Source organism: Microbacterium sp. DWRC1-3, from assembly GCF_049896645.1.
In the GTDB taxonomy this organism is placed as follows: domain Bacteria; phylum Actinomycetota; class Actinomycetes; order Actinomycetales; family Microbacteriaceae; genus Microbacterium; species Microbacterium maritypicum.
The window spans coordinates 528934-546028 of record NZ_JAFCUS010000002.1; the positions used below are offsets into that span (position 1 = coordinate 528934).

23 protein-coding genes are annotated in these 17095 nt (G+C 67.9%); 13 read left to right on the forward strand and 10 right to left on the reverse strand.

Features of this window, described 5'->3' with window-relative positions; genetic code table 11:
- The first annotated feature begins 18 nt into the window (after positions 1 to 18).
- Together proC and ACP699_RS15165 are read left to right on the forward strand one after the other, a co-directional pair.
- Positions 19 to 858 (forward strand): pyrroline-5-carboxylate reductase, encoded by an 840-nt coding sequence (proC, locus tag ACP699_RS15160; RefSeq protein WP_400644304.1) that lies wholly within the window; start codon positions 19 to 21, stop codon positions 856 to 858.
- Positions 859 to 861: 3 nt separating this feature from the next.
- A complete protein-coding gene (locus ACP699_RS15165; RefSeq protein ID WP_288970019.1) occupies positions 862 to 1149 on the forward strand; it encodes a DUF1905 domain-containing protein in 288 nt (95 codons plus the stop codon).
- 15 nt (positions 1150 to 1164) lie between these two features.
- Here ACP699_RS15165 and ACP699_RS15170 read toward each other — a convergent pair whose 3' ends face one another.
- From ACP699_RS15170 to ACP699_RS15185, 4 genes are all read right to left on the reverse strand, one after another.
- On the reverse strand, positions 1165 to 2757 hold the full coding sequence (locus tag ACP699_RS15170; RefSeq protein WP_055877099.1) for a hypothetical protein: 1593 nt from the start codon (positions 2755 to 2757) through the stop codon (positions 1165 to 1167).
- Positions 2739 to 3515, reverse strand: coding sequence for an ABC transporter ATP-binding protein (locus ACP699_RS15175; RefSeq protein ID WP_055871145.1), 777 nt, complete (start codon positions 3513 to 3515; stop codon positions 2739 to 2741). Before ACP699_RS15175 ends, ACP699_RS15170 begins: the two co-directional genes overlap by 19 nt.
- A 77-nt stretch (positions 3516 to 3592) precedes the next feature.
- Positions 3593 to 4264 (reverse strand): potassium channel family protein, encoded by a 672-nt coding sequence (locus ACP699_RS15180; protein WP_017828119.1) that lies wholly within the window; start codon positions 4262 to 4264, stop codon positions 3593 to 3595.
- Positions 4257 to 5687 carry a TrkH family potassium uptake protein gene (locus tag ACP699_RS15185; RefSeq protein ID WP_017828120.1) on the reverse strand — a complete coding sequence of 477 codons (1431 nt, stop codon included), beginning with the start codon at positions 5685 to 5687 and terminating at the stop codon, positions 4257 to 4259. The genes ACP699_RS15180 and ACP699_RS15185 overlap by 8 nt, the downstream gene beginning before the upstream one ends.
- Positions 5688 to 5793: 106 nt before the next feature.
- On the opposite strand from ACP699_RS15185, the gene ACP699_RS15190 reads away from it, so the two are divergent.
- From ACP699_RS15190 to ACP699_RS15235, 10 genes are all read left to right on the forward strand, one after another.
- Complete coding sequence (locus tag ACP699_RS15190; RefSeq protein ID WP_055871149.1) at positions 5794 to 6210, forward strand: ArsR/SmtB family transcription factor; 417 nt, start codon at positions 5794 to 5796, stop codon at positions 6208 to 6210.
- A 69-nt stretch (positions 6211 to 6279) separates the two neighbouring features.
- A complete protein-coding gene (locus ACP699_RS15195; RefSeq protein ID WP_055870015.1) occupies positions 6280 to 6990 on the forward strand; it encodes a DUF2071 domain-containing protein in 711 nt (236 codons plus the stop codon).
- A gap of 260 nt (positions 6991 to 7250) precedes the next feature.
- Entirely contained in the window at positions 7251 to 7442 is a 192-nt protein-coding gene (locus tag ACP699_RS15200) for a helix-turn-helix domain-containing protein (RefSeq protein ID WP_017204627.1), read from the forward strand.
- Between the two features lie 153 nt (positions 7443 to 7595).
- The gene (locus tag ACP699_RS15205) at positions 7596 to 7694 is read left to right on the forward strand and encodes a 30S ribosomal protein bS22 (protein WP_003792170.1); all 99 of its coding nucleotides are present in this window, start codon (positions 7596 to 7598) and stop codon (positions 7692 to 7694) included.
- A 78-nt stretch (positions 7695 to 7772) separates the two neighbouring features.
- Entirely contained in the window at positions 7773 to 8075 is a 303-nt protein-coding gene (locus ACP699_RS15210) for a rhodanese-like domain-containing protein (protein WP_017828123.1), read from the forward strand.
- Positions 8072 to 8368 (forward strand): glutaredoxin family protein, encoded by a 297-nt coding sequence (locus tag ACP699_RS15215; RefSeq protein WP_055870017.1) that lies wholly within the window; start codon positions 8072 to 8074, stop codon positions 8366 to 8368. The genes ACP699_RS15210 and ACP699_RS15215 overlap by 4 nt, the downstream gene beginning before the upstream one ends.
- Complete coding sequence (locus ACP699_RS15220) at positions 8365 to 8667, forward strand: Dabb family protein (RefSeq protein WP_055870019.1); 303 nt, start codon at positions 8365 to 8367, stop codon at positions 8665 to 8667. Before ACP699_RS15215 ends, ACP699_RS15220 begins: the two co-directional genes overlap by 4 nt.
- Positions 8668 to 8839: 172 nt before the next feature.
- Complete coding sequence (locus ACP699_RS15225) at positions 8840 to 9658, forward strand: basic amino acid ABC transporter substrate-binding protein (RefSeq protein WP_017828126.1); 819 nt, start codon at positions 8840 to 8842, stop codon at positions 9656 to 9658.
- Positions 9659 to 9692: 34 nt separating this feature from the next.
- A complete protein-coding gene (locus ACP699_RS15230) occupies positions 9693 to 10490 on the forward strand; it encodes an amino acid ABC transporter permease (protein ID WP_055870022.1) in 798 nt (265 codons plus the stop codon).
- Entirely contained in the window at positions 10487 to 11242 is a 756-nt protein-coding gene (locus ACP699_RS15235) for an amino acid ABC transporter ATP-binding protein (RefSeq protein WP_017828128.1), read from the forward strand. The genes ACP699_RS15230 and ACP699_RS15235 overlap by 4 nt, the downstream gene beginning before the upstream one ends.
- 71 nt (positions 11243 to 11313) lie before the next feature.
- Here ACP699_RS15235 and ACP699_RS15240 read toward each other — a convergent pair whose 3' ends face one another.
- The 6 genes from ACP699_RS15240 to ACP699_RS15265 form a co-directional block, all read right to left on the reverse strand.
- A complete protein-coding gene (locus ACP699_RS15240; RefSeq protein ID WP_021198051.1) occupies positions 11314 to 11493 on the reverse strand; it encodes a YegP family protein in 180 nt (59 codons plus the stop codon).
- Between the two features lie 87 nt (positions 11494 to 11580).
- Positions 11581 to 12672 (reverse strand): ABC transporter ATP-binding protein, encoded by a 1092-nt coding sequence (locus tag ACP699_RS15245; RefSeq protein ID WP_055877102.1) that lies wholly within the window; start codon positions 12670 to 12672, stop codon positions 11581 to 11583.
- Positions 12669 to 13463: an ABC transporter permease gene (locus ACP699_RS15250; protein ID WP_055877902.1), complete on the reverse strand. Its 795-nt coding sequence runs from the start codon at positions 13461 to 13463 to the stop codon at positions 12669 to 12671. The genes ACP699_RS15245 and ACP699_RS15250 overlap by 4 nt, the downstream gene beginning before the upstream one ends.
- Complete coding sequence (locus ACP699_RS15255; protein ID WP_373695315.1) at positions 13460 to 14398, reverse strand: ABC transporter permease; 939 nt, start codon at positions 14396 to 14398, stop codon at positions 13460 to 13462. The genes ACP699_RS15250 and ACP699_RS15255 overlap by 4 nt, the downstream gene beginning before the upstream one ends.
- The gene (locus ACP699_RS15260) at positions 14395 to 15534 is read right to left on the reverse strand and encodes an ABC transporter substrate-binding protein (protein ID WP_055877113.1); all 1140 of its coding nucleotides are present in this window, start codon (positions 15532 to 15534) and stop codon (positions 14395 to 14397) included. The genes ACP699_RS15255 and ACP699_RS15260 overlap by 4 nt, the downstream gene beginning before the upstream one ends.
- Before the next feature lie 135 nt (positions 15535 to 15669).
- Positions 15670 to 16185: a GNAT family N-acetyltransferase gene (locus ACP699_RS15265; protein WP_055877116.1), complete on the reverse strand. Its 516-nt coding sequence runs from the start codon at positions 16183 to 16185 to the stop codon at positions 15670 to 15672.
- 111 nt (positions 16186 to 16296) lie between these two features.
- Here ACP699_RS15265 and ACP699_RS15270 point away from each other — a divergent pair, with 111 nt between their 5' ends.
- Positions 16297 to 17079: a sulfite exporter TauE/SafE family protein gene (locus ACP699_RS15270; RefSeq protein ID WP_055871151.1), complete on the forward strand. Its 783-nt coding sequence runs from the start codon at positions 16297 to 16299 to the stop codon at positions 17077 to 17079.
- The last annotated feature ends 16 nt before the right edge of the window (positions 17080 to 17095 follow it).

Below are 17095 nucleotides of genomic sequence, written 5' to 3' on the forward strand. Positions count from 1 at the left end.
CCGCCGTAGGATGACGACATGGCTGACTCGCTTCCTTCCCTCGCTTTCCTCGGTGCCGGCTCGATGGGCGGTGCGATCCTGCGCGGAGTGGTCGCCTCGGGCATCCGGATCGACGGCGGGATCACCGCGACGAACCGCACTGCGGAGAAGGCGGAGGCGTTCGCCGACCTCGACGGCGTCACGAGCGTCGCCCTCGCCGAGCGTCCCGAGGGCAACGTCGAGGCAGCCGCAGGAGCGCGGATCGTGCTGGTCGGCGTGAAGCCGGCGATGGTGCCCGATCTGTTGCGCGAGATCGCCCCGCACCTCGCCGCCGACGCGATCGTGGTCAGTGTCGCCGCCGGCGTCACGTTGCAGACCTTCGCCGATGTGCTCGGTCCTGAAGCCCGAGTCATCCGCTCGATGCCCAACACTCCGTCGACCGTGCGCAAGGGCGTCACCGGTCTCGCCGCCGGCGCTGCGGTCCCGGCCGAGGATCTCGCTCTCGTCCGCCGCCTCTTCGAGACCGTCGGGGCTGTCGTCGAGGTGCCGGAGTCTCAGATCGATGCGTTGTCGACGATCTCGGGCTCAGGGCCCGCCTACGTCTACCTGCTGATCGAGGAGTTCACGAAGGCCGCCGTCGGCATGGGATTCGCCGATGCGGATGCGCGGCTCATGGTCGAGCAGACGTTCATCGGGGCGACAGCCCTGCTCGATGCCTCGGGGGAGGAACCGGCAGAGTTGCGCCGTCGCGTCACGAGCCCGAAGGGAACGACCGAACGGGCGATCGCCGTGCTGCAGGACGCGCACCTCGATCGCACTTTCGCCCAGGCTGCGGACGCCGCACTCGCACGGGCCAGGGAGCTCGCCGCCGGAGCCTGAGCCATGCGACTGCGGATCGAGGGTGCGATCTGGTACTGGCGCGGTCCCGCGCCGTTCCACTTCGTCACCGTGCCGCCCGTCGAGAGCGAGATGATCCACGAGGTCGCCTCCGTCGTGACCTACGGATGGGGCATGATCCCGGCATCTGTGACGGTCGGGGCCAGCACGGTGACCACGGCGCTCTGGCCGAAGGACGGCGGGTACATCGTGCCGATCAAGAAGGCGCTCCAGGACCGCGAGGGTCTCGGAGTGGACGACGTGATCGAGATCGTGCTCGACATCGACGCCTGACCCGGTCCGCCGCGGTCAGCTCTCGCTGGACACGTCGGCGAGCACCTCGGGCCAGCGACGATCCAGGATCTTCCCGCCGAGCACGGTTCCGCCCCAGAGCGCCAGACCGCCGAAGACGATGCCGCAGGCGAGGCTGATCCACCCCAGCCCGGGATTCCAGATCGCTGCGATGGCGAATCCGAGCGCCGGTGCACCGAGCACGAGCGTGATCGGGCCGATGATGATCATCGCGAGCAGCGACTGCACCCCGCCGGAGGATCCGCGGCCGAAGGGGTTCGCCTCCGGGGCCGGTGCCCGCCCGGGGAGGAAACTGCCCACCCACGCTCCGGCGCCGGCGGCGATCGCCGTGAGGCCGAGCGACGCACCGAGGCTGCCGGGCAGCAGGTCCGGCCGTCCTGCGAGCAGGCAGGTCGCCACGCACAGCGCGACCGTGACCGGTACCGCGATCAGTCCGAAGCCGAGCAGGCGCCCCGCGCGGTCGGCGGCCCCGGTGACTCCGGTGAGGATGTGCATGGCGACGGCGTCGTTGTCGTAGGCGATCGCCATCTGCACGATCGTTCCGGTGAGCAGGGCGTTGATCGCGGGGATCAGGGTGATCGCGGGCGCGAAGCCGATCGCCTCCTCCTGCAGACCGTTCATGAGGGCGATACCGATGAAGATCGCCGGCAGCAGCAGGAGCATCACGATGTTGACGAGCTGTCGCGGATCGCGGCGGAAGTAGCGCAGAGATCGTGCAGCGACCGCACCCGTCGAGTTCGCCGGCAGCATCCGATCGAGCAGGCCACCGGAGCGCACCCGTCCGCCACCGCTGCTCTGGATCGGCGAGACGAGACGCGCGGCCAGAAGTCGCTGCGACGCGAACCACAGGACGAACACAGTCGCGAGGGCGATCGCCAGGCGAAGCGCCGCGGTGACGACGTCGCCCTGCGCGGCCGATGCGGAAACCCCGAACACGGCACCGACCGGTGTCCATCCGACGATGTCCGCGACCATGGAGAAGGCTCCGCCGACGTCGGTCACCGTGGTGAGCGCACCGATCCCGAGGTTGAGGATCAGCCCGGACGAGGCGGCGAGCAGTACACCGAGAGTCAGCACCAGATCACGCGTGCTGCGACGCGCGAGCCAGCCGGCGAGCAGGCCGCTCACCACGCGCGCACCGAGCACACAGGTGACGACGGCCACGGGGATCATGAGGAGGGCGATGAACAGTGCCGGCAGGCTCACCGACCAGCCCACCAGCATCAGCAGCAGTGCGACCGTGGTGCCGATGCCACCGATGGTCGTGGCCCCTGCGATCACGAATCCCGGCAGCAGTGCGGGCGCGGTCACGGGCAGCAACGCGAAGCGCTCGGGAGCGAGTGAGTCGTCGGCGCTGACCAGGATCGAGCCGATCCACCATCCGATGACGATCGCGGACCCGGTGAGCACGAGGGCGGTGACGGCACCCTCCGGCGCCGCGAATCGCAGAGCGACGAGCCCGGCGGTGAGAACGGCCAGGAGGCCGAGGGCGATCATCCCGGTGATGATGAGGGTGACGATCATCCAGGGGTTGCGGGACAGCTGATGACGCAGCTGCCGCCAGCGCAGGCTTACGAGGAGCGCAACCATGCGAGCGTCTCCGTCCCGAGGTCGTGCGCCCCCACGAGCGTGAGGAATCGCTGCTGCAGCGAGAGGCCGGCGCGCACCTCGTCGAGCGGGCCGTGCGCGAGCAGGCGTCCTTCGGCGACGATGGCGACCCTGTCGCACATCGACTCGACGAGCTCCATCACGTGGCTGGACAGCACGACCGTGCCGCCGCCGTCGACGAAGGAGCGCAGGATCTGACGGATCGTCTCGCCCGATACCGGGTCGACCGCCTCCAGCGGCTCGTCGAGGATGAGCAGTCGAGGTGCGTGGATCAGCGCGCAGGCGAGCCCGATCTTCTTGCGCATGCCGGCGGAGTAGTCGACGACGAGCGTGTCCCGCGCATCGGCGAGCCCCAGCGCATCGAGGAGATCACCGGTCCGCGAGACGACCTCCGTCTCGGCCATTCCGCGCAGCAGCCCGGTGTAACGCAGCAGCTCCGCGCCGGTCAGCCGGTCGAGCATGCGGATGCCGTCGGGGAGCACACCCATGCGCGCTTTCGCCTCTGCGGGGTTCTGCCACACGTCCGCACCGAGCACCCAGGCGGTTCCCGCATCCGGACGCAGCAGGCCCGTGGCCATCGCGAGCGTCGTGGTCTTGCCGGCGCCGTTCGGGCCGAGCAGGCCGAGCATGGATCCGGCGGGCACATCGAGGGAGAGACCGTCGACGGCGACCTTCTGCCCGAACTGCTTGCGAAGCCCGCGAAGGGCGAGGACGGGAGGGGCCGCTGTGGGGTCGGTCATGACTCCCATCCCACCACGGCTGTGAGGCCCCGCACATCCGCCGCGAGGGGGAGCCGGGAAACGAAGCCGGGACGGCGTCAGCGATCGAGGCCGGCGAAGCGCTCGATGTCGCTGTTGGTGCCCGAGACGATGATGAGGTCGTGGTTCGTGACGATCGTGTTCGCCTCGGCATAGCGGAACGGCTTGCCGGGGCTCTTCACGCCCACGACGGTGACCTTGTACTTCGAGCGCACGCCCGACTCGTTCAGACCGACACCGCGGATGAACTTCGGCGGGTACATCTTGGCGAGGACGAAGTCGTCGTCGAAGCGGATGAAGTCGAGCATCCGTCCGCTCACGAGGTGCGCCACGCGCTCGCCGGCCTCGCGCTCGGGATAGATGACGTGGTTGGCGCCGACGCGGGCGAGAATCTTGCCGTGCGACTGCGAGACGGCCTTGGCCCAGATCTGCGGCACCTTCAGATCGACGAGGTTGGCCGTGATCAGCACCGATGCCTCGATCGAGGAACCCACCGCGACGACGGCGACCTGGAAGTCCTGTGCGCCGATCTGCCGGAGGGCATCGATGTTCTTCGCATCGGCCTGCACGGTGTGCGTGACGCGCTCGGACCACTTCTGCACGAGCTCGAGGTTGTCGTCGATCGCGAGCACCTCGCGGTCGAGGCGGTCGAGCTCTCCGGCGCAGGCGGCGCCGAACCGGCCGAGGCCGATGACGAGGACGGGAGCGTCGCCCCGGAGGACTTCAACCAACGATCGGCCTTTCCACGGGCAGTGAGTAGTACTGCGTTCGTGATGTCGCGGCGACTGCCGCGGCGAGAGTCACTGTACCAACGCGGCCCATGAAGATGGTCGCGGCCATGACGTACGACGCCGAATCGGGGAGCTCAGCGGTGAGCCCTGTCGACAGCCCCACAGTGCCGAACGCCGAGATGACATCGAACAGGACATGGCTGATGTCCGCCTTGGTGATCTGGGCGATCACGATCGTCGACAGGGCGACGATGGTCGCGCCCCATGCGACGACGCTGAGGGCGACGCGCTGCACATCGCTCGGGATGCGACGACCGAAGGCCTCGACCGACTGGCGCCCCTTGGCCTCGGACCACACGGCGATCGCCAGCACCGCGAGAGTGGTCACCTTGATGCCGCCGGCGGTCGAGGCGGAGCCGCCGCCGACGAACATCAGCATGCTCGCGGCGAGCAGGGATGAGCCGTTCAGATCGTCCATCTCGATCACGTTGAAGCCGCCGGAGCGGGTCATCGCCGAGAGGAAGAAGGCCTGAAACGTGGTGTCGGTGGCATCCATCGACCCGAACGTCTTGGGGTTGTTGAACTCGAGGACCACGAACACGGCGGCACCCAGGATGAACAGCAGGATGGTGGTGACGAGCGTGAGCTTGGTGTGCAGCGACCAGCGCTTCACATGCCAGACGTGCTTGGCGAGGGTGTAGATGACGGGGAAGCCGATGCTGCCGAGGAAGACGCCCACCATGAGGAGCGAGAGCACGAGGTAGTCGTCGGCGAACACGGCGACGCCGCCGTCGTTCGGCGCGAACCCGGTGTTCGTGAACGCCATCGCCGCGAAGTAGGGGGCCTCCCAGAGTGCCGCGATCGGGTCGACCTCGGCCATCACGAGCGCGGGGTAGAGGAGTATCGCGAGCGAGGCCTCGATGATCAGCGCTGACACGGCGACCGTGGTCAGCAGCTGGCCGACCTCGCCGAGCCGCACGGTCTGGCTCTCGTTGACCACGCCGCCGTGCGCCCGCATCGGATTGGTGTCGCCGGCGGCCATCAGCTTGGCGCGCAGGCCGAGGCGCTTCGAGATCAGCATGCCCATGAGCGAGGCGAGGGTGAGGACACCCAGTGCGCCGATGTTCACGCCGAGGAACACCACGACATGACCGAACGGCGACCAGTAGTTGGCCATGTCGACGGTTGCGAGTCCGGTGACGCAGATGGTGGAGACGGCGGTGAAGAGGGCATCGCTCAGCGGCGTCACGGTTCCGCTCGCGGAGGCGATCGGCAGGGAGAGCAGCACGGTGAAGACCAGGATCAGCAGCGCGAAGATGACGATCGCGAAGCGTGACGGCGAAGAGGTGACGAGGTGCTTGACCCAACCGGCCGCGCTCTTGAGGCTCTGCCGCGGGGACGACGCCGAAACGATGCCCGACATCGCTGCCCCCTGTGGTTTCTCCTTCGGCCGCGCACAGCGGCCGCACGGCGCCTGTCGCCGAGCCTTCGTCATGGTACTCCGTGCCGGGGACGACTACCCTGAACTCATGACGGACATCTTCGACGTGATCGCAGACGGTACGAGGCGAGACATCCTCCAGCTCCTGCTGCGGCGCACGACCGAAGGAGAGGCGGGCACGAGCGTCAGCCAGATCGTCGCCGATCTGGGTATCAGCCAGCCCACCGTGTCCAAGCACCTGAAGGTGCTGCGCGACGCCGAGCTCGTCACCGTGCGCGAAGACGGCCAGCGCCGCTTCTACAGTCTCGCGGTCGAGCCGCTCGAGGCCGTGGACGACTGGCTGGTGCCGTTCCTGGTCGACGCTTTCGGCGACGGTGCTCCCGACATCGTCTACCCGGGCATCCCGCTCAACGAAAGCGCCACCCATGCGGCCGAGGTCGTCGGACGTGCGGCGGCATCCGCGAAGCACGTCGTCGCCAACGCCCTCAAGCGGCTCGGAGCCTGACGGCCGAGTGGCCGGCCCCTCTCTCGCCGAAGGCTTGTAGCTATTTAGCGAAGCTGTTAAATTGAAGGCATGAACCTTCTCCTGCGCACTCTCCGTGGCCGGATGCGGCGCCGTCTGCTGCTGACCTATCGGGTCGATCCCGCGGTCGCGGGCGGGATCATCCCTGCCCCCTTTCGACCCCAACTCGTCGACGGGAGCGCCGTCGGGGGAGTGTGCCTGATCGCGCTGACGGAGTTGCGTCCCGGCTGGGTGCGTCCGCGCTGGGGCATCTCCACGGAGAACGCCGCGCACCGATTCGCGGTCGAGTGGGACGAGGGCGGGGCGACGCACACGGGCGTGTACGTCATCGAACGGCACTCCTCCGACATCGTGCCGGTCGTCGGGGGCGGCAGGTTCTTCCCGGGAATCCAGCGGCGCGCACGGTTCGTGATCGAGGAGACCGGTGCCAGATTCCGGGTCGGGATGGAGGCGTCCGACGCGAGCGTGTTCGCTGACGTCGAGGTGACCGACGGATGGGAGAGCACGCTCTTCCCGACGGTCGACGACGCCTCGCAGTTCTACCGTGCGGGCTCGATCGGCTGGTCGCCGCGGCGGGACGGCAGAGGAGCGGAGGCGGTGGAGCTGTCGACGACGCGGTGGGTCGCGGAGGCGGGGCGCGTGAACGAGGTCGGGTCGTCGTTCTTCGACGGGCTTCCGCGAGGGGCTGCGCAGATCGACAGTGCCCTCGTGATGCGCGACCTCCCCGTCAGCTGGCGCAGACCCGCAACGACTCGCCCCTGACGACAGGGGGGCTTGTCGTCAGGGGCGAGGTGCGGGTCCCCACACCCGGGGCGGACTCGGCGGTGCCGGCGCGAGCCCTGAGATCACGATCGCAGTGCGGGATGAGCGAATGCCGCAGAACGTCTATGTCTGTGCTGGGACGGCTGCCCGGCGGAGCGCGCTCGTCGGCGGTGTCGTCCCACTGATCACACGAGCCACAGAGGTTTACACGCGTCCCAGCTACCCCATAGAGTGTGCTCATCGAGAAAGGGGTACGTGGGATGCCCGAAGTTCCTGACGTCCGATTCCTCACGGTTGCTGAGGTCGCGGAGCTGATGCGCGTGTCCAAGATGACCGTGTATCGGCTCGTTCACGCGGGCGAGCTGCCGGCCGTCCGTTTCGGGCGCAGCTATCGCGTGCCCGAGTCTGCCGTAGCCGACGCGCTGCAGCGCCCGATCGCCGACGTCGGCTGACGTCGCCGGCTGTCTCGAACTCCGTCGCCCCGGGCGAAGGATGCGTGACAGCCCATGCCTTCGGGTTTGCTAGACTGACCCGAGGCATTTTCCGTGCCCGTACCCGGGTGTCCGATTTCGGCGACACCCAGCCACTGACTTAGTGAGGTTTCCGTGGGTTCTGTCATCAAGAAGCGCCGCAAGCGCATGGCGAAGAAGAAGCACCGCAAGCTGCTTCGTAAGACTCGCCACCAGCGTCGCAACAAGAAGTAAGCGACCAGACACGAGCGCCTGTCTTCGGACGGGCGCTTTGTGTCTCCGGCCGCATCTCCGTCCCGCCGAGAGGATGTCATGAAGTCGATCACCGTCACCGAGCTCGCCGAGCGCACCGGTATCCCGCTCATCGATGTGCGGGAGGTGGACGAGTTCGCCGCAGGCCACGTGCCCGGGGCCGTCAACATCCCGATGTCCGAGATCGGCAACCGGCTGGAAGAGCTCCCCGCGGAGGCGTTCGACGTCATCTGCCAGGCGGGTGGGCGGTCGGCGCGTGTGGTCGAGGCGCTGGAGTCGCGCGGCTACGACGCCACGAACGTCGAAGGCGGGACCGGCGAGTGGATCGCCCAGGGGCGCCAGGTCGAGGTGCCGTCGGCGTGACCACGCTGACCCTGATCGGCAAGCCCGACTGTCACCTCTGCGACGTCGCCTCCGACGTCATCGATGCCGTCGTCGCCGAGCTGCCCGATGCCGCGGCCGAGCAGATCGAGATCGTCGAGGCCTCCATCCAGGACGACCCCGCGCTGTACGAGCTGTGGTGGGAGAAGATCCCGGTCGTGCTCATCGACGGCGAGCTGCACGCGCATTGGCGGGTGGCGCCCGATCGGCTGCGCGAAGCGCTCGAGGACTCTCTTCGCGCAGACGCGCTGACCGGAACGAAGGAATCTCTGTGACCATCCGCCATGTCGTGACCTGGAAGCTCGCCGCCGAAGACGTCGCAGAGCGCGGTGCGCAGGCGGCTGAGGTCGCTCGCCGTCTGAACGCCCTCGACGGCGTCGTTCCGCAGCTCCTCTCCATCTCCGCGGGAGCGAACGTCGCCTACCCGGAAGCGAACTGGGACGTCACGCTCGTCGCGGACTTCGCGTCGATCGCGGCGATCGAGGAGTACCAGGTGCACCCCGCCCACGCCGAGGTGGCCGCGTACATCCGCACCGTGGTCGCGTCTCGCGTCGCCGTCGACTTCGAGGTCTGAGACCGCGTCGCGCCGGCCCCGGAATTCGGTTTCTTCGCGTGACCGGGGCGTACTTGCAACACAAACGTAATGCGCGTCTATGCCGATGTCATTGGTCACGCGACGAGCCGCATGTTTAGATGAACTCCTATCCGTCAGCGGGCCTTCGTGCCCTCGACTCACAGGAGCCGACATGCCTCGTCGCAACCTCATCGCCGGTCTCGCCCTCGTGGCGACGGCCACCCTCGCGCTCGCCGGCTGCGCCACCGGATCATCCGACGCGGGCAGCAGTGACGCTCCCGCCGCCGACGACAAGTACGGTCTCGTCGAGGCCGGAACGCTCACCGTGTGCTCAGATGTCCCCTACCCGCCGTTCGAGGTCGAGGACCCGTCCAGCGAGACCGGCTATTCCGGATTCGACATCGATCTGCTCAGCGCGATCGCCGAGAAGATCGACCTGAAGCTCTCCGTGCAGGACGTGGGTTTCGACGCCCTGCAGTCGGGCACCACGCTTGCTGCCGGCACGTGCGACATCGGTGCCTCCGCGATGACGATCACCGACGAGCGCAAGGCCAACCTCGACTTCTCCGACCCGTACGTCGACTCGCTGCAGTCGCTTCTCGTGCGTACCGACTCGGACATCAAGTCGATCGACGACCTCGACGGCAAGAACGTCGGTGTGCAGCAGGGCACGACCGGCGAGACCTACGCGGGCGAGAACGCTCCGGGCGCGCAGCTCGTGCAGTATCCCTCGGACGGTGAGCTGTGGCCGGCCATGCAGGCGGGTCAGATCGACGCGATCCTGCAGGACCAGCCCGTCAACTACGTGCACGAGCAGGATGACCCCGACTACAAGATCGTCGAGACGTACCCGACCGACGAGTCGTACGGCTTCGCCTTCGCCAAGGGAGAGAAGGACGAGCTGCGCGATGCCGTCAACAAGGCGCTCAAGGAGCTCCAGGACGACGGCGGCTACCAGAAGATCTACGACAAGTACCTCGCGGCCAAGTGACCGGCGGCGTCGGTAGAACGGGAGGACCTCGACGATGGCGTTGAGGCGTACCACCAAGAGCAAGCTGTATCGGTACTCGGTCTACGTCGTGCTGCTCGCGATCGCCGTCTGGGCGATCGTGAGCACCGACTGGGCGAAGATCGGGCCGCTGTTCTTCAATCCTGAGGTCGCGGCGAAGATGTTCCCCGGGATCATCACGACCGCCCTGGTCAACACGCTGTGGTTCACGGCCGTGGCCTTCGCCGGCGGCCTGCTGCTCGGCGTCGTGCTGGCGCTGATGAAGCTGTCGACCATCGCGCCGTTCCGGTGGATCGCGACGGTGTGGATCGAGTTGTTCCGCGGGCTTCCCGCGATCCTCACGATCTTCGGCATCGCCTTCATCCTGCCGATCGCACTGGGCGTCCCCGGCACGAAGCTCGGTGGGCCGGTGGTGCTCGGACTCATCGGTCTCATCCTCGTCGCTTCGGCGTACATGGCCGAGACGATCCGTGCCGGTATCCAGGCCGTTCCCAAGGGGCAGACCGAGGCCGCGCGCTCGCTCGGCATGTCGCCCATGAAGACGACGTTCTGGATCATCGTGCCGCAGGGGTTCCGGATCATCATCCCGCCCCTGACCAACGAGTTCGTGCTGCTGCTGAAGGACACATCGCTGCTGTTCGTGGCGGGTTCCTTCATCTGGTCGAAGGAGCTGACGAACTTCGCCCGTGATGCATCGACGCAGAACACCAACGCGACGCCGCTGATCATGGCGGCGATCCTGTACCTGATCGTGACGATCCCGCTCACGCGCTTCAGCGCGTGGCTCGAACGACGGATGGCGAAGCAGCGATGATCACCGATCTGATTGATGTCCACGCCCCCGCGATCGATGTGCAGGGGCTCGTGAAGTCGTTCGGCGACAACGAGGTGCTCAAGGGCATCGACCTCACCGTCACCAAGGGCGAGGTCGTGTGCGTGATCGGACCCTCGGGCTCGGGAAAGTCGACGCTGCTGCGGTCGGTGAACCTGCTCGAGGAGCCGACCGGCGGCAAGGTGCTGATCGAGGGGATCGACATCACCGACCCCGACGTCGACATCGACCGGGTGCGCACCCGCATCGGCATGGTGTTCCAGAGCTTCAACCTCTTCCCGCACCTCGATGTGATGGGGAACCTCACGATCGCGCAGCAGCGCGTGAAGAAGCGCTCGAAGGCTGAGGCGGCGAGGGTCGCGAAGGAGATGCTCGCCCGCGTCGGGCTGGCGGAGAAGGCCGATGCCTACCCCGGGCATCTGTCGGGAGGACAGCAGCAGCGTGTGGCGATCGCGCGTGCGCTGTGCATGAACCCCGACATGATGCTGTTCGACGAGCCGACATCGGCGCTCGACCCCGAACTGGTCGGCGAGGTGCTGCAGGTCATGCGCTCGCTCGCCGATGAGGGGATGACGATGCTCGTCGTCACGCACGAGATGGGCTTCGCGCGCGAGGTCGGGTCTCGCCTGATCTTCATGGACGGTGGACACATCGTCGAGGAAGGCGACCCGCGCGAGGTTCTCGGCAACCCGCAGCACCCGCGCACGAAGGACTTCCTTTCGCGCGTGCTCTGATCCGAGATCGACGAGACCCCCTGCCGCAGATATCTGCGACAGGGGGTCTCGTCGTGAAGCGTGGAAGGAGGTCAGTCGGCTTCGACGACCTCGGCGTCTGCGGCGTTCCGGCGGACGGAGTCGATCCCGTTCAGCGCGGCGGACTTCGACGAGTAGCCCTCGCTGATCGCGATGACCTCGCCGTTGCCGGCCTTCAGACGGAACCGGTACTCGCCGGACTTGTCGGTGTACAGCTCGAACTTGCCTGCCATGAGGCGTCCTTTCTCTCTCGGATGGAGGGAACCCCGCCCCTCGGGCCTCACGCTAGCGCTCGGCGAGGGTCCGGGGAAGAGCGGGGGTCAGCCGCGGGGATGAACCGCGACCGGCTCGGGAGCGATCGCGATGCGCACCCGATCACCGAACGCCGGGTGGGTTCCCGGGGCATGCTGCACGCGCACCAGCTCACCGGACTCGGTGCGCACGAGCGTGCGACGCATGCTCCCGAGGAAGGTGCTCTCCTCAACCAGGGCGTCGGCTGCGGCATCCTTCTCGGAAGCGAAGTAGACGTTCTCGGGTCGCAGGTACACATCGACCGGGCCGTCGGCCGGCGACTGCAGGGGAAGTCGCTGCCCCCACACCATGACGTGATCGCCCTCGGCGACCCCCGACACGACGCTGGACAGCCCGACGAAGGCGGCGACGCCGGCTGTGGAGGGCATCGTGTAGAGCTCCTCCGGCGATCCGATCTGCTCGATGCGGCCGGCGTTCATCACGGCGATCCGGTCGGAGACGGCCAGCGCCTCCTCCTGGTCGTGGGTGACGAAGACGGTCGTGATGCCGAGTCGCAGCTGGATGCGGCGGATCTCGTCGCGCAGCTGGACCCGCACCTTCGCGTCGAGCGCGGAGAGCGGCTCGTCGAGCAGCAGCACCTTGGGCTCGGTCACCAGCGCGCGTGCCAGCGCGACCCGCTGTTGCTGTCCGCCCGAGAGCTGGTGCGGGAACCGGTCGGCGAAGTCGGCGAGGCCGACCAGAGCGAGAGCATCGACGGCGCGGCGCGCTGCCTCGGCTTTGCCGATCCCGCGCCGGCGCAGGCCGAAAGCAGTGTTCTCAGCAACCCGCAGGTGCGGGAACAGCGAGTAGGACTGGAAGACCATCCCGATGTCGCGCTTGTTCGTGGGCACCCGCGAGACGTCGCCACCGCCCAGGAGCACCGCACCCTCGTCGGCGCCCTCGAGGCCTGCGAGCACCCGCAGCAGAGTCGTCTTGCCGCAGCCGGAGGGACCGAGAAGGGAGACGAACTCACCGGGAGCGATGTCGAGATCGACCCCGTGCAGCACCCGGTTGCCGGCGTAGCTCTTGACGATGCCCTGCAGCTCGACGCGAGTGCCTTCACCCGCCTGGGCGAGCAGCAGGTTGTCCTTGGTGCGCGGCAGCGCGTGGTCGACGGTCATGAGCGGGCCTTTCCGGTGCCGCGCGCGACGCGGCCGATCAGGAGGAGCAGGAGGAACACGAACACCATCGCGAGCAGGGTGAAGATGGCCGGCGCGTACGGATCCTGTTTGTTCACCACGACCATGGCGGTCTGGAACACCTGGCGGTTCAGGAGGGAGGCGATCGTGAACTCTCCGAGCACCACGGCGATGGAGATGAGAGATGCGGCGAGCAGCCCCTGGCGGAGGTTCGGGGCGAGCACTTTCAGCACGACCGTCGGCCAGCTCGCGCCGAGCGAACGTGCGGCCTCGGAGAGGGTGCGCAGGTCGGCGGCGTCGATCGATGCCTGGATCGACCGGAACGCGAACGGCAACACGGTGATCCCGTAGGCGAACGCGAGCGTCCAGGTGCCGGTGCCGAACGCACGGCCGATCTGCACGTAGATCGGGGCCAGCCCGACCACGAGCACGATCGCCGGGATCGAGATGGGCAGCAGCACCGCGAATTCGAAAGCGGGCTTGAGGTTCGGGAAGCGCAGGTTCACCAGGATCATCGTCGGCGCGAGCAGCAACAGCACGATCGCGACGGTGACGACGGCGAGCACCAGGGAGTTGCCCAACCCCGTCCAGATCGGCTTGAGCGTCGCCGCGGCCGCGGGGTCGAACAACGCGGTCCAGCGTGCGAACGACAGCCCGCCTTCGGGGTCGCGGAGGGTGAAGAGGAAAGTCGACACGAGGGGAACGGCGAAGAACGCACCGACCAGGATGCCGATGGCCCAGCGGGTCGCGAGAGAGGGGCCGAGTCGGTTCACGACTGCCACCTCGCTGCTCGTCGCTGCACGAAGGAGTAAAGCGCCATCACGATCCCGACGATCACGATCATGCCGAGCGCGAGAGCACCGGCGAGGTTCTCCCGTCCGAGCACGGTCTCACTCGTGAGGGCCGTGCGGATCTGCAGCGGCACGATCTGCGCACCCTGGCTGGCGAGGGCGGCGGCAGTGGCGTACGAGGAGAACGCGTTCGCGAACAGGAGCAGCAGGCTGGCGAGGAACGAGGGCGCGAGCACAGGGATGCCGATGCGCAGCCAGAAGCTCGCACGGGTGCCGCCGAGGGTGAGGTTCGCCTCGGCCCACTGCGGCTTGAGCGCGGCGAGGGCGGGCATGAAGGTGATGACCATCAGTGGTATCTGGAAGTAGAAGTAGGGGAGGACGAGGCCGGGCAGCTCGTAGAGCCACGTGCCGTTCTCGAAGATGTTGACGCCGAAGGACTCCTTCAGGAACACGGTGACGACGCCTTGGATGCCGATGGTCGCGATGAAGGCGAATGCGAGCATGACGCCGCCGAACTGCGCGAGCACACCCGCTGCGGCGTCCACTGCCGAGCGCGTTCGGCTCTCGGGGTCCATGCCGAGCAGGGCGTAGCAGACGAGGGCGCCGACGATCGCGCCGACGACGGCGGTGAGCAGCGAGAGTCCCGCCGAGTTCGCGAACGTGTTCAACACGACGGGGTCGGCGAGGGCCGACAGGTTCGTCCAGGTGAAGGAGCCGTCCTTCGTGAAGAAGCCGGAACCGATCGACAGGATCGTCGGCACCGCCAGGAAGAGCACGACGTAGGCGGCGAAGGGGACGAGCCCGAGCCACGCGAAGGACGGAGCGGACCGCCGGGTCCTCGCGTGCGGCGAGGACCCGGCGGAGGTGGCGGGGGCGGATGCCGCAGCATCCGCCACCGTTGCGGAAAGGGTGGTCACTGGACCGCCGAAGCCCACTTCTCGCCGAGCAGCGTGCCGGCGTTCGTCGACTGCTCCTCGGTCGGGACCACGGTCTCCTCAGGAGCCTCGGGGAGTGCGGCGGCGAGGTCGGCGTCGATCGTGCCGGCGTCGGTCATGGCCTCCATGCGCACCGGACGGGCGCCGCCCTTCAGCCAGAGGTTCTGCACCTCGTCGCTGTAGAGGAACTCCTGCCACAGACGTGCGGCAGCAGGGTGCGGGGCGTCGGCGTTGATGGCCTGGTTGTAGTACCCGGCGTAACCGGTGCCGTCGAACACGACGACCTTCCAGTCCTTGTTGTCCGCCGTGTGCGAGGCGTTCAGGTAGTCCCAGTCGAACACGACGGGGGTCTCGCCGCTCGCGATGGTCGCGGTCGTCACGTCGACCTTGAGCAGGTTGCCGGCCTTCTGCAGCTCGGAGAAGAAGTCGATGCCCGGCTGGAAGTCGTCGAGGGTGCCGTCGGACTGCACGGTGGCGAGTCCCACAGCTGCGAACGCGGCTCCGGCCTGGGTCGGGTCGCCGTTGATCGCGACCGCGCCCTTGTAGTCGGCCGAGAGCAGGTCGGAGAGCTCGGCGGGAGCGTCGAACTTCGACGAGTCGTAGCCGATCGACATGTACCCGCCGTAGTCGCCGACGAAGAGACCGGTGGGCTCCTTCAGCTCCTCGGGGATGTCGTCCCAGGTCTGCACCTTGTAGGGAGCGAAGACATCCGTGTTCTGCAGGGCGACGGTGAGGCCGATGTCGAACACGTCGGGCGCGGTGTCCAGGCCCTCGTTCGTCTTCGCGGCCTGGATCTCCTCGGCGCTCGAGACGTCGGGGGAGGCTTCGTTGATGGTGATCTCGGGGTACTTCTCGGCGAACAGATCGAGGATCTCGCCGTAGTTCGCCCAGTCGCGGGGCAGCGCGATGACGTTGAGCGAGCCCTCGGCCTTGGCCGCGGCTTCGAGGTCGGCGAACGTGCCGAAGTCGGCGACCGAGGTCGCGGCGGAGGCGTCCACATCGGAGCCGCCGGCGGCGGGCGCGTCTGTCGCGCCTGCGCAGGAGGTCAGCGCCAGTACGGCCGTGGTGGCAAGGGCGATGCCGGCGCCGATGCGCGCGCGGCGGGTGAAGCGAGCCATAAGTGTCCTCTCGGTGTCCGGCGCTGTGAGCCGGTTTCGGGTTGCGAGAGGACACTATGAGGCGGAGGTTGCCGCCCGTCGCGGGTCTGGTGAACGGATGGTGGCGAGGCGGTGGCCGAACAGGGCCACGGCGTCTCAGCCCTGCGGGACGCTGTACTTGAAGCCGCGGTGCGAGCCGACATACCCCAGCCGCTCGTAGAAACGGTGCGCGTCGGTGCGGGAGGCGTCCGAGGTGAGCTGCACCACGCTCGCGCCGACCGCAGGGGCCGCTGCCTCCGACACCCAGCGCATCACGGCGGAGCCGATGCCCGACGAGCGCAGGCTGCTCTGTACGCGGACCGCCTCGACCAGCAGCCGTCGAGCGCCGCGACGTGCCATCCCGGGGATCGAGGTGAGCTGCAGCGTGCCGACGATCGCACCGTCGAGCTCGACGACGAGCAGGTCGTTCGACGGTTCGGCCAGGATCTCGATGAGACCCTGTCGATAGGCCGGCCGGTCCTCCTCGGAGGCCACATCGCCGCGGGCCGCGCTGATCGGGTCGTCGGCGAGCAGGGCGATCACGGCATCCGTGTCATCGACCGTGGCACGCCGCAGGAGCGCCGTCCCGATGCGCGATTCGAAAGAGTGGGGCAGCGGGAGGGCGTCGAGCATGGCTCCAGTCTGCCAGCGCACGGAGCGGATGCCGGAGCGGCGTCCACTCTCTGGAATCATGGCGAGGTGGATATCGGCGCCGTGCTCGGTCTGGAGCAGCTCACGTGGGGGATGCTCCTGCTCGTCGTCGTCGCTGCGTTCTGCGCCGGCTGGATCGACGCCGTCGTCGGCGGGGGAGGACTGCTACAGCTGCCCGCGCTGCTGCTGATCCCCGGTATCTCGCCGGTGCAGGCCCTTGCGACGAACAAGCTCGCTTCGGTCTTCGGCACCGCGACCAGCAGCGCCACCTACTATCGGCGCGCGAAACCCGACATCCGCACCGCCGTGCCGATGGCGATCGTCGCACTGATCGGCTCGTTCGGGGGAGCGGCCGTCGCGACGGTGCTGCCGCCGGCCGCCTTCAAGCCGATCATCGTGATCGCCCTGCTCGTGGTGGCGTTGTTCACCGCGTTCCGGCCGCAGATGGGGGCGGCGACCCAGCTGCGGTTCCACGGGCACAAACACCACATCATGGCGGGCGCGGCAGGACTCGGCATCGGCTTCTACGACGGGATGATCGGTCCGGGCACGGGCACCTTCCTCGTCATCACGCTCGTCGCACTGCTCGGCTACGACTTCCTGCAGGCCAGCGCCAAGGCAAAGATCGTCAACCTCGCCACGAACGCGGGCGCACTGATGCTGTTCATCCCGCACGGTGCCGTGCTGTGGCTGCTCGGCGGCATCCTCGCCGTCGCGAACGTCGCGGGCAGCTATCTGGGGTCGCGGATGGCCATCTCCCGCGGGACCACGTTCATCCGGGTCGTCTTCCTCGTGGTCGTGATCGTCCTGATCGGCAAGCTCGGCGTCGACGTCTGGAACGAGAACATCCTCCCCGCCTTCGCATCACTCGGCTGACCGACCGAAAACGCCC

Coding starts and splice junctions, on each gene's coding strand:
- proC (WP_400644304.1), top strand. CDS start 19: ATGGCTGACTCGCTTCCTTCCCTCGCTTTCCTCGGTGCCGGCTCGATG.
- ACP699_RS15165 (WP_288970019.1), top strand. CDS start 862: ATGCGACTGCGGATCGAGGGTGCGATCTGGTACTGGCGCGGTCCCGCG.
- ACP699_RS15170 (WP_055877099.1), bottom strand. CDS start 2,757: ATGGTTGCGCTCCTCGTAAGCCTGCGCTGGCGGCAGCTGCGTCATCAG.
- ACP699_RS15175 (WP_055871145.1), bottom strand. CDS start 3,515: ATGACCGACCCCACAGCGGCCCCTCCCGTCCTCGCCCTTCGCGGGCTT.
- ACP699_RS15185 (WP_017828120.1), bottom strand. CDS start 5,687: ATGTCGGGCATCGTTTCGGCGTCGTCCCCGCGGCAGAGCCTCAAGAGC.
- ACP699_RS15190 (WP_055871149.1), top strand. CDS start 5,794: ATGACGGACATCTTCGACGTGATCGCAGACGGTACGAGGCGAGACATC.
- ACP699_RS15195 (WP_055870015.1), top strand. CDS start 6,280: ATGAACCTTCTCCTGCGCACTCTCCGTGGCCGGATGCGGCGCCGTCTG.
- ACP699_RS15200 (WP_017204627.1), top strand. CDS start 7,251: ATGCCCGAAGTTCCTGACGTCCGATTCCTCACGGTTGCTGAGGTCGCG.
- ACP699_RS15210 (WP_017828123.1), top strand. CDS start 7,773: ATGAAGTCGATCACCGTCACCGAGCTCGCCGAGCGCACCGGTATCCCG.
- ACP699_RS15225 (WP_017828126.1), top strand. CDS start 8,840: ATGCCTCGTCGCAACCTCATCGCCGGTCTCGCCCTCGTGGCGACGGCC.
- ACP699_RS15230 (WP_055870022.1), top strand. CDS start 9,693: ATGGCGTTGAGGCGTACCACCAAGAGCAAGCTGTATCGGTACTCGGTC.
- ACP699_RS15235 (WP_017828128.1), top strand. CDS start 10,487: ATGATCACCGATCTGATTGATGTCCACGCCCCCGCGATCGATGTGCAG.
- ACP699_RS15240 (WP_021198051.1), bottom strand. CDS start 11,493: ATGGCAGGCAAGTTCGAGCTGTACACCGACAAGTCCGGCGAGTACCGG.
- ACP699_RS15245 (WP_055877102.1), bottom strand. CDS start 12,672: ATGACCGTCGACCACGCGCTGCCGCGCACCAAGGACAACCTGCTGCTC.
- ACP699_RS15260 (WP_055877113.1), bottom strand. CDS start 15,534: ATGGCTCGCTTCACCCGCCGCGCGCGCATCGGCGCCGGCATCGCCCTT.
- ACP699_RS15265 (WP_055877116.1), bottom strand. CDS start 16,185: ATGCTCGACGCCCTCCCGCTGCCCCACTCTTTCGAATCGCGCATCGGG.
- ACP699_RS15270 (WP_055871151.1), top strand. CDS start 16,297: ATGCTCCTGCTCGTCGTCGTCGCTGCGTTCTGCGCCGGCTGGATCGAC.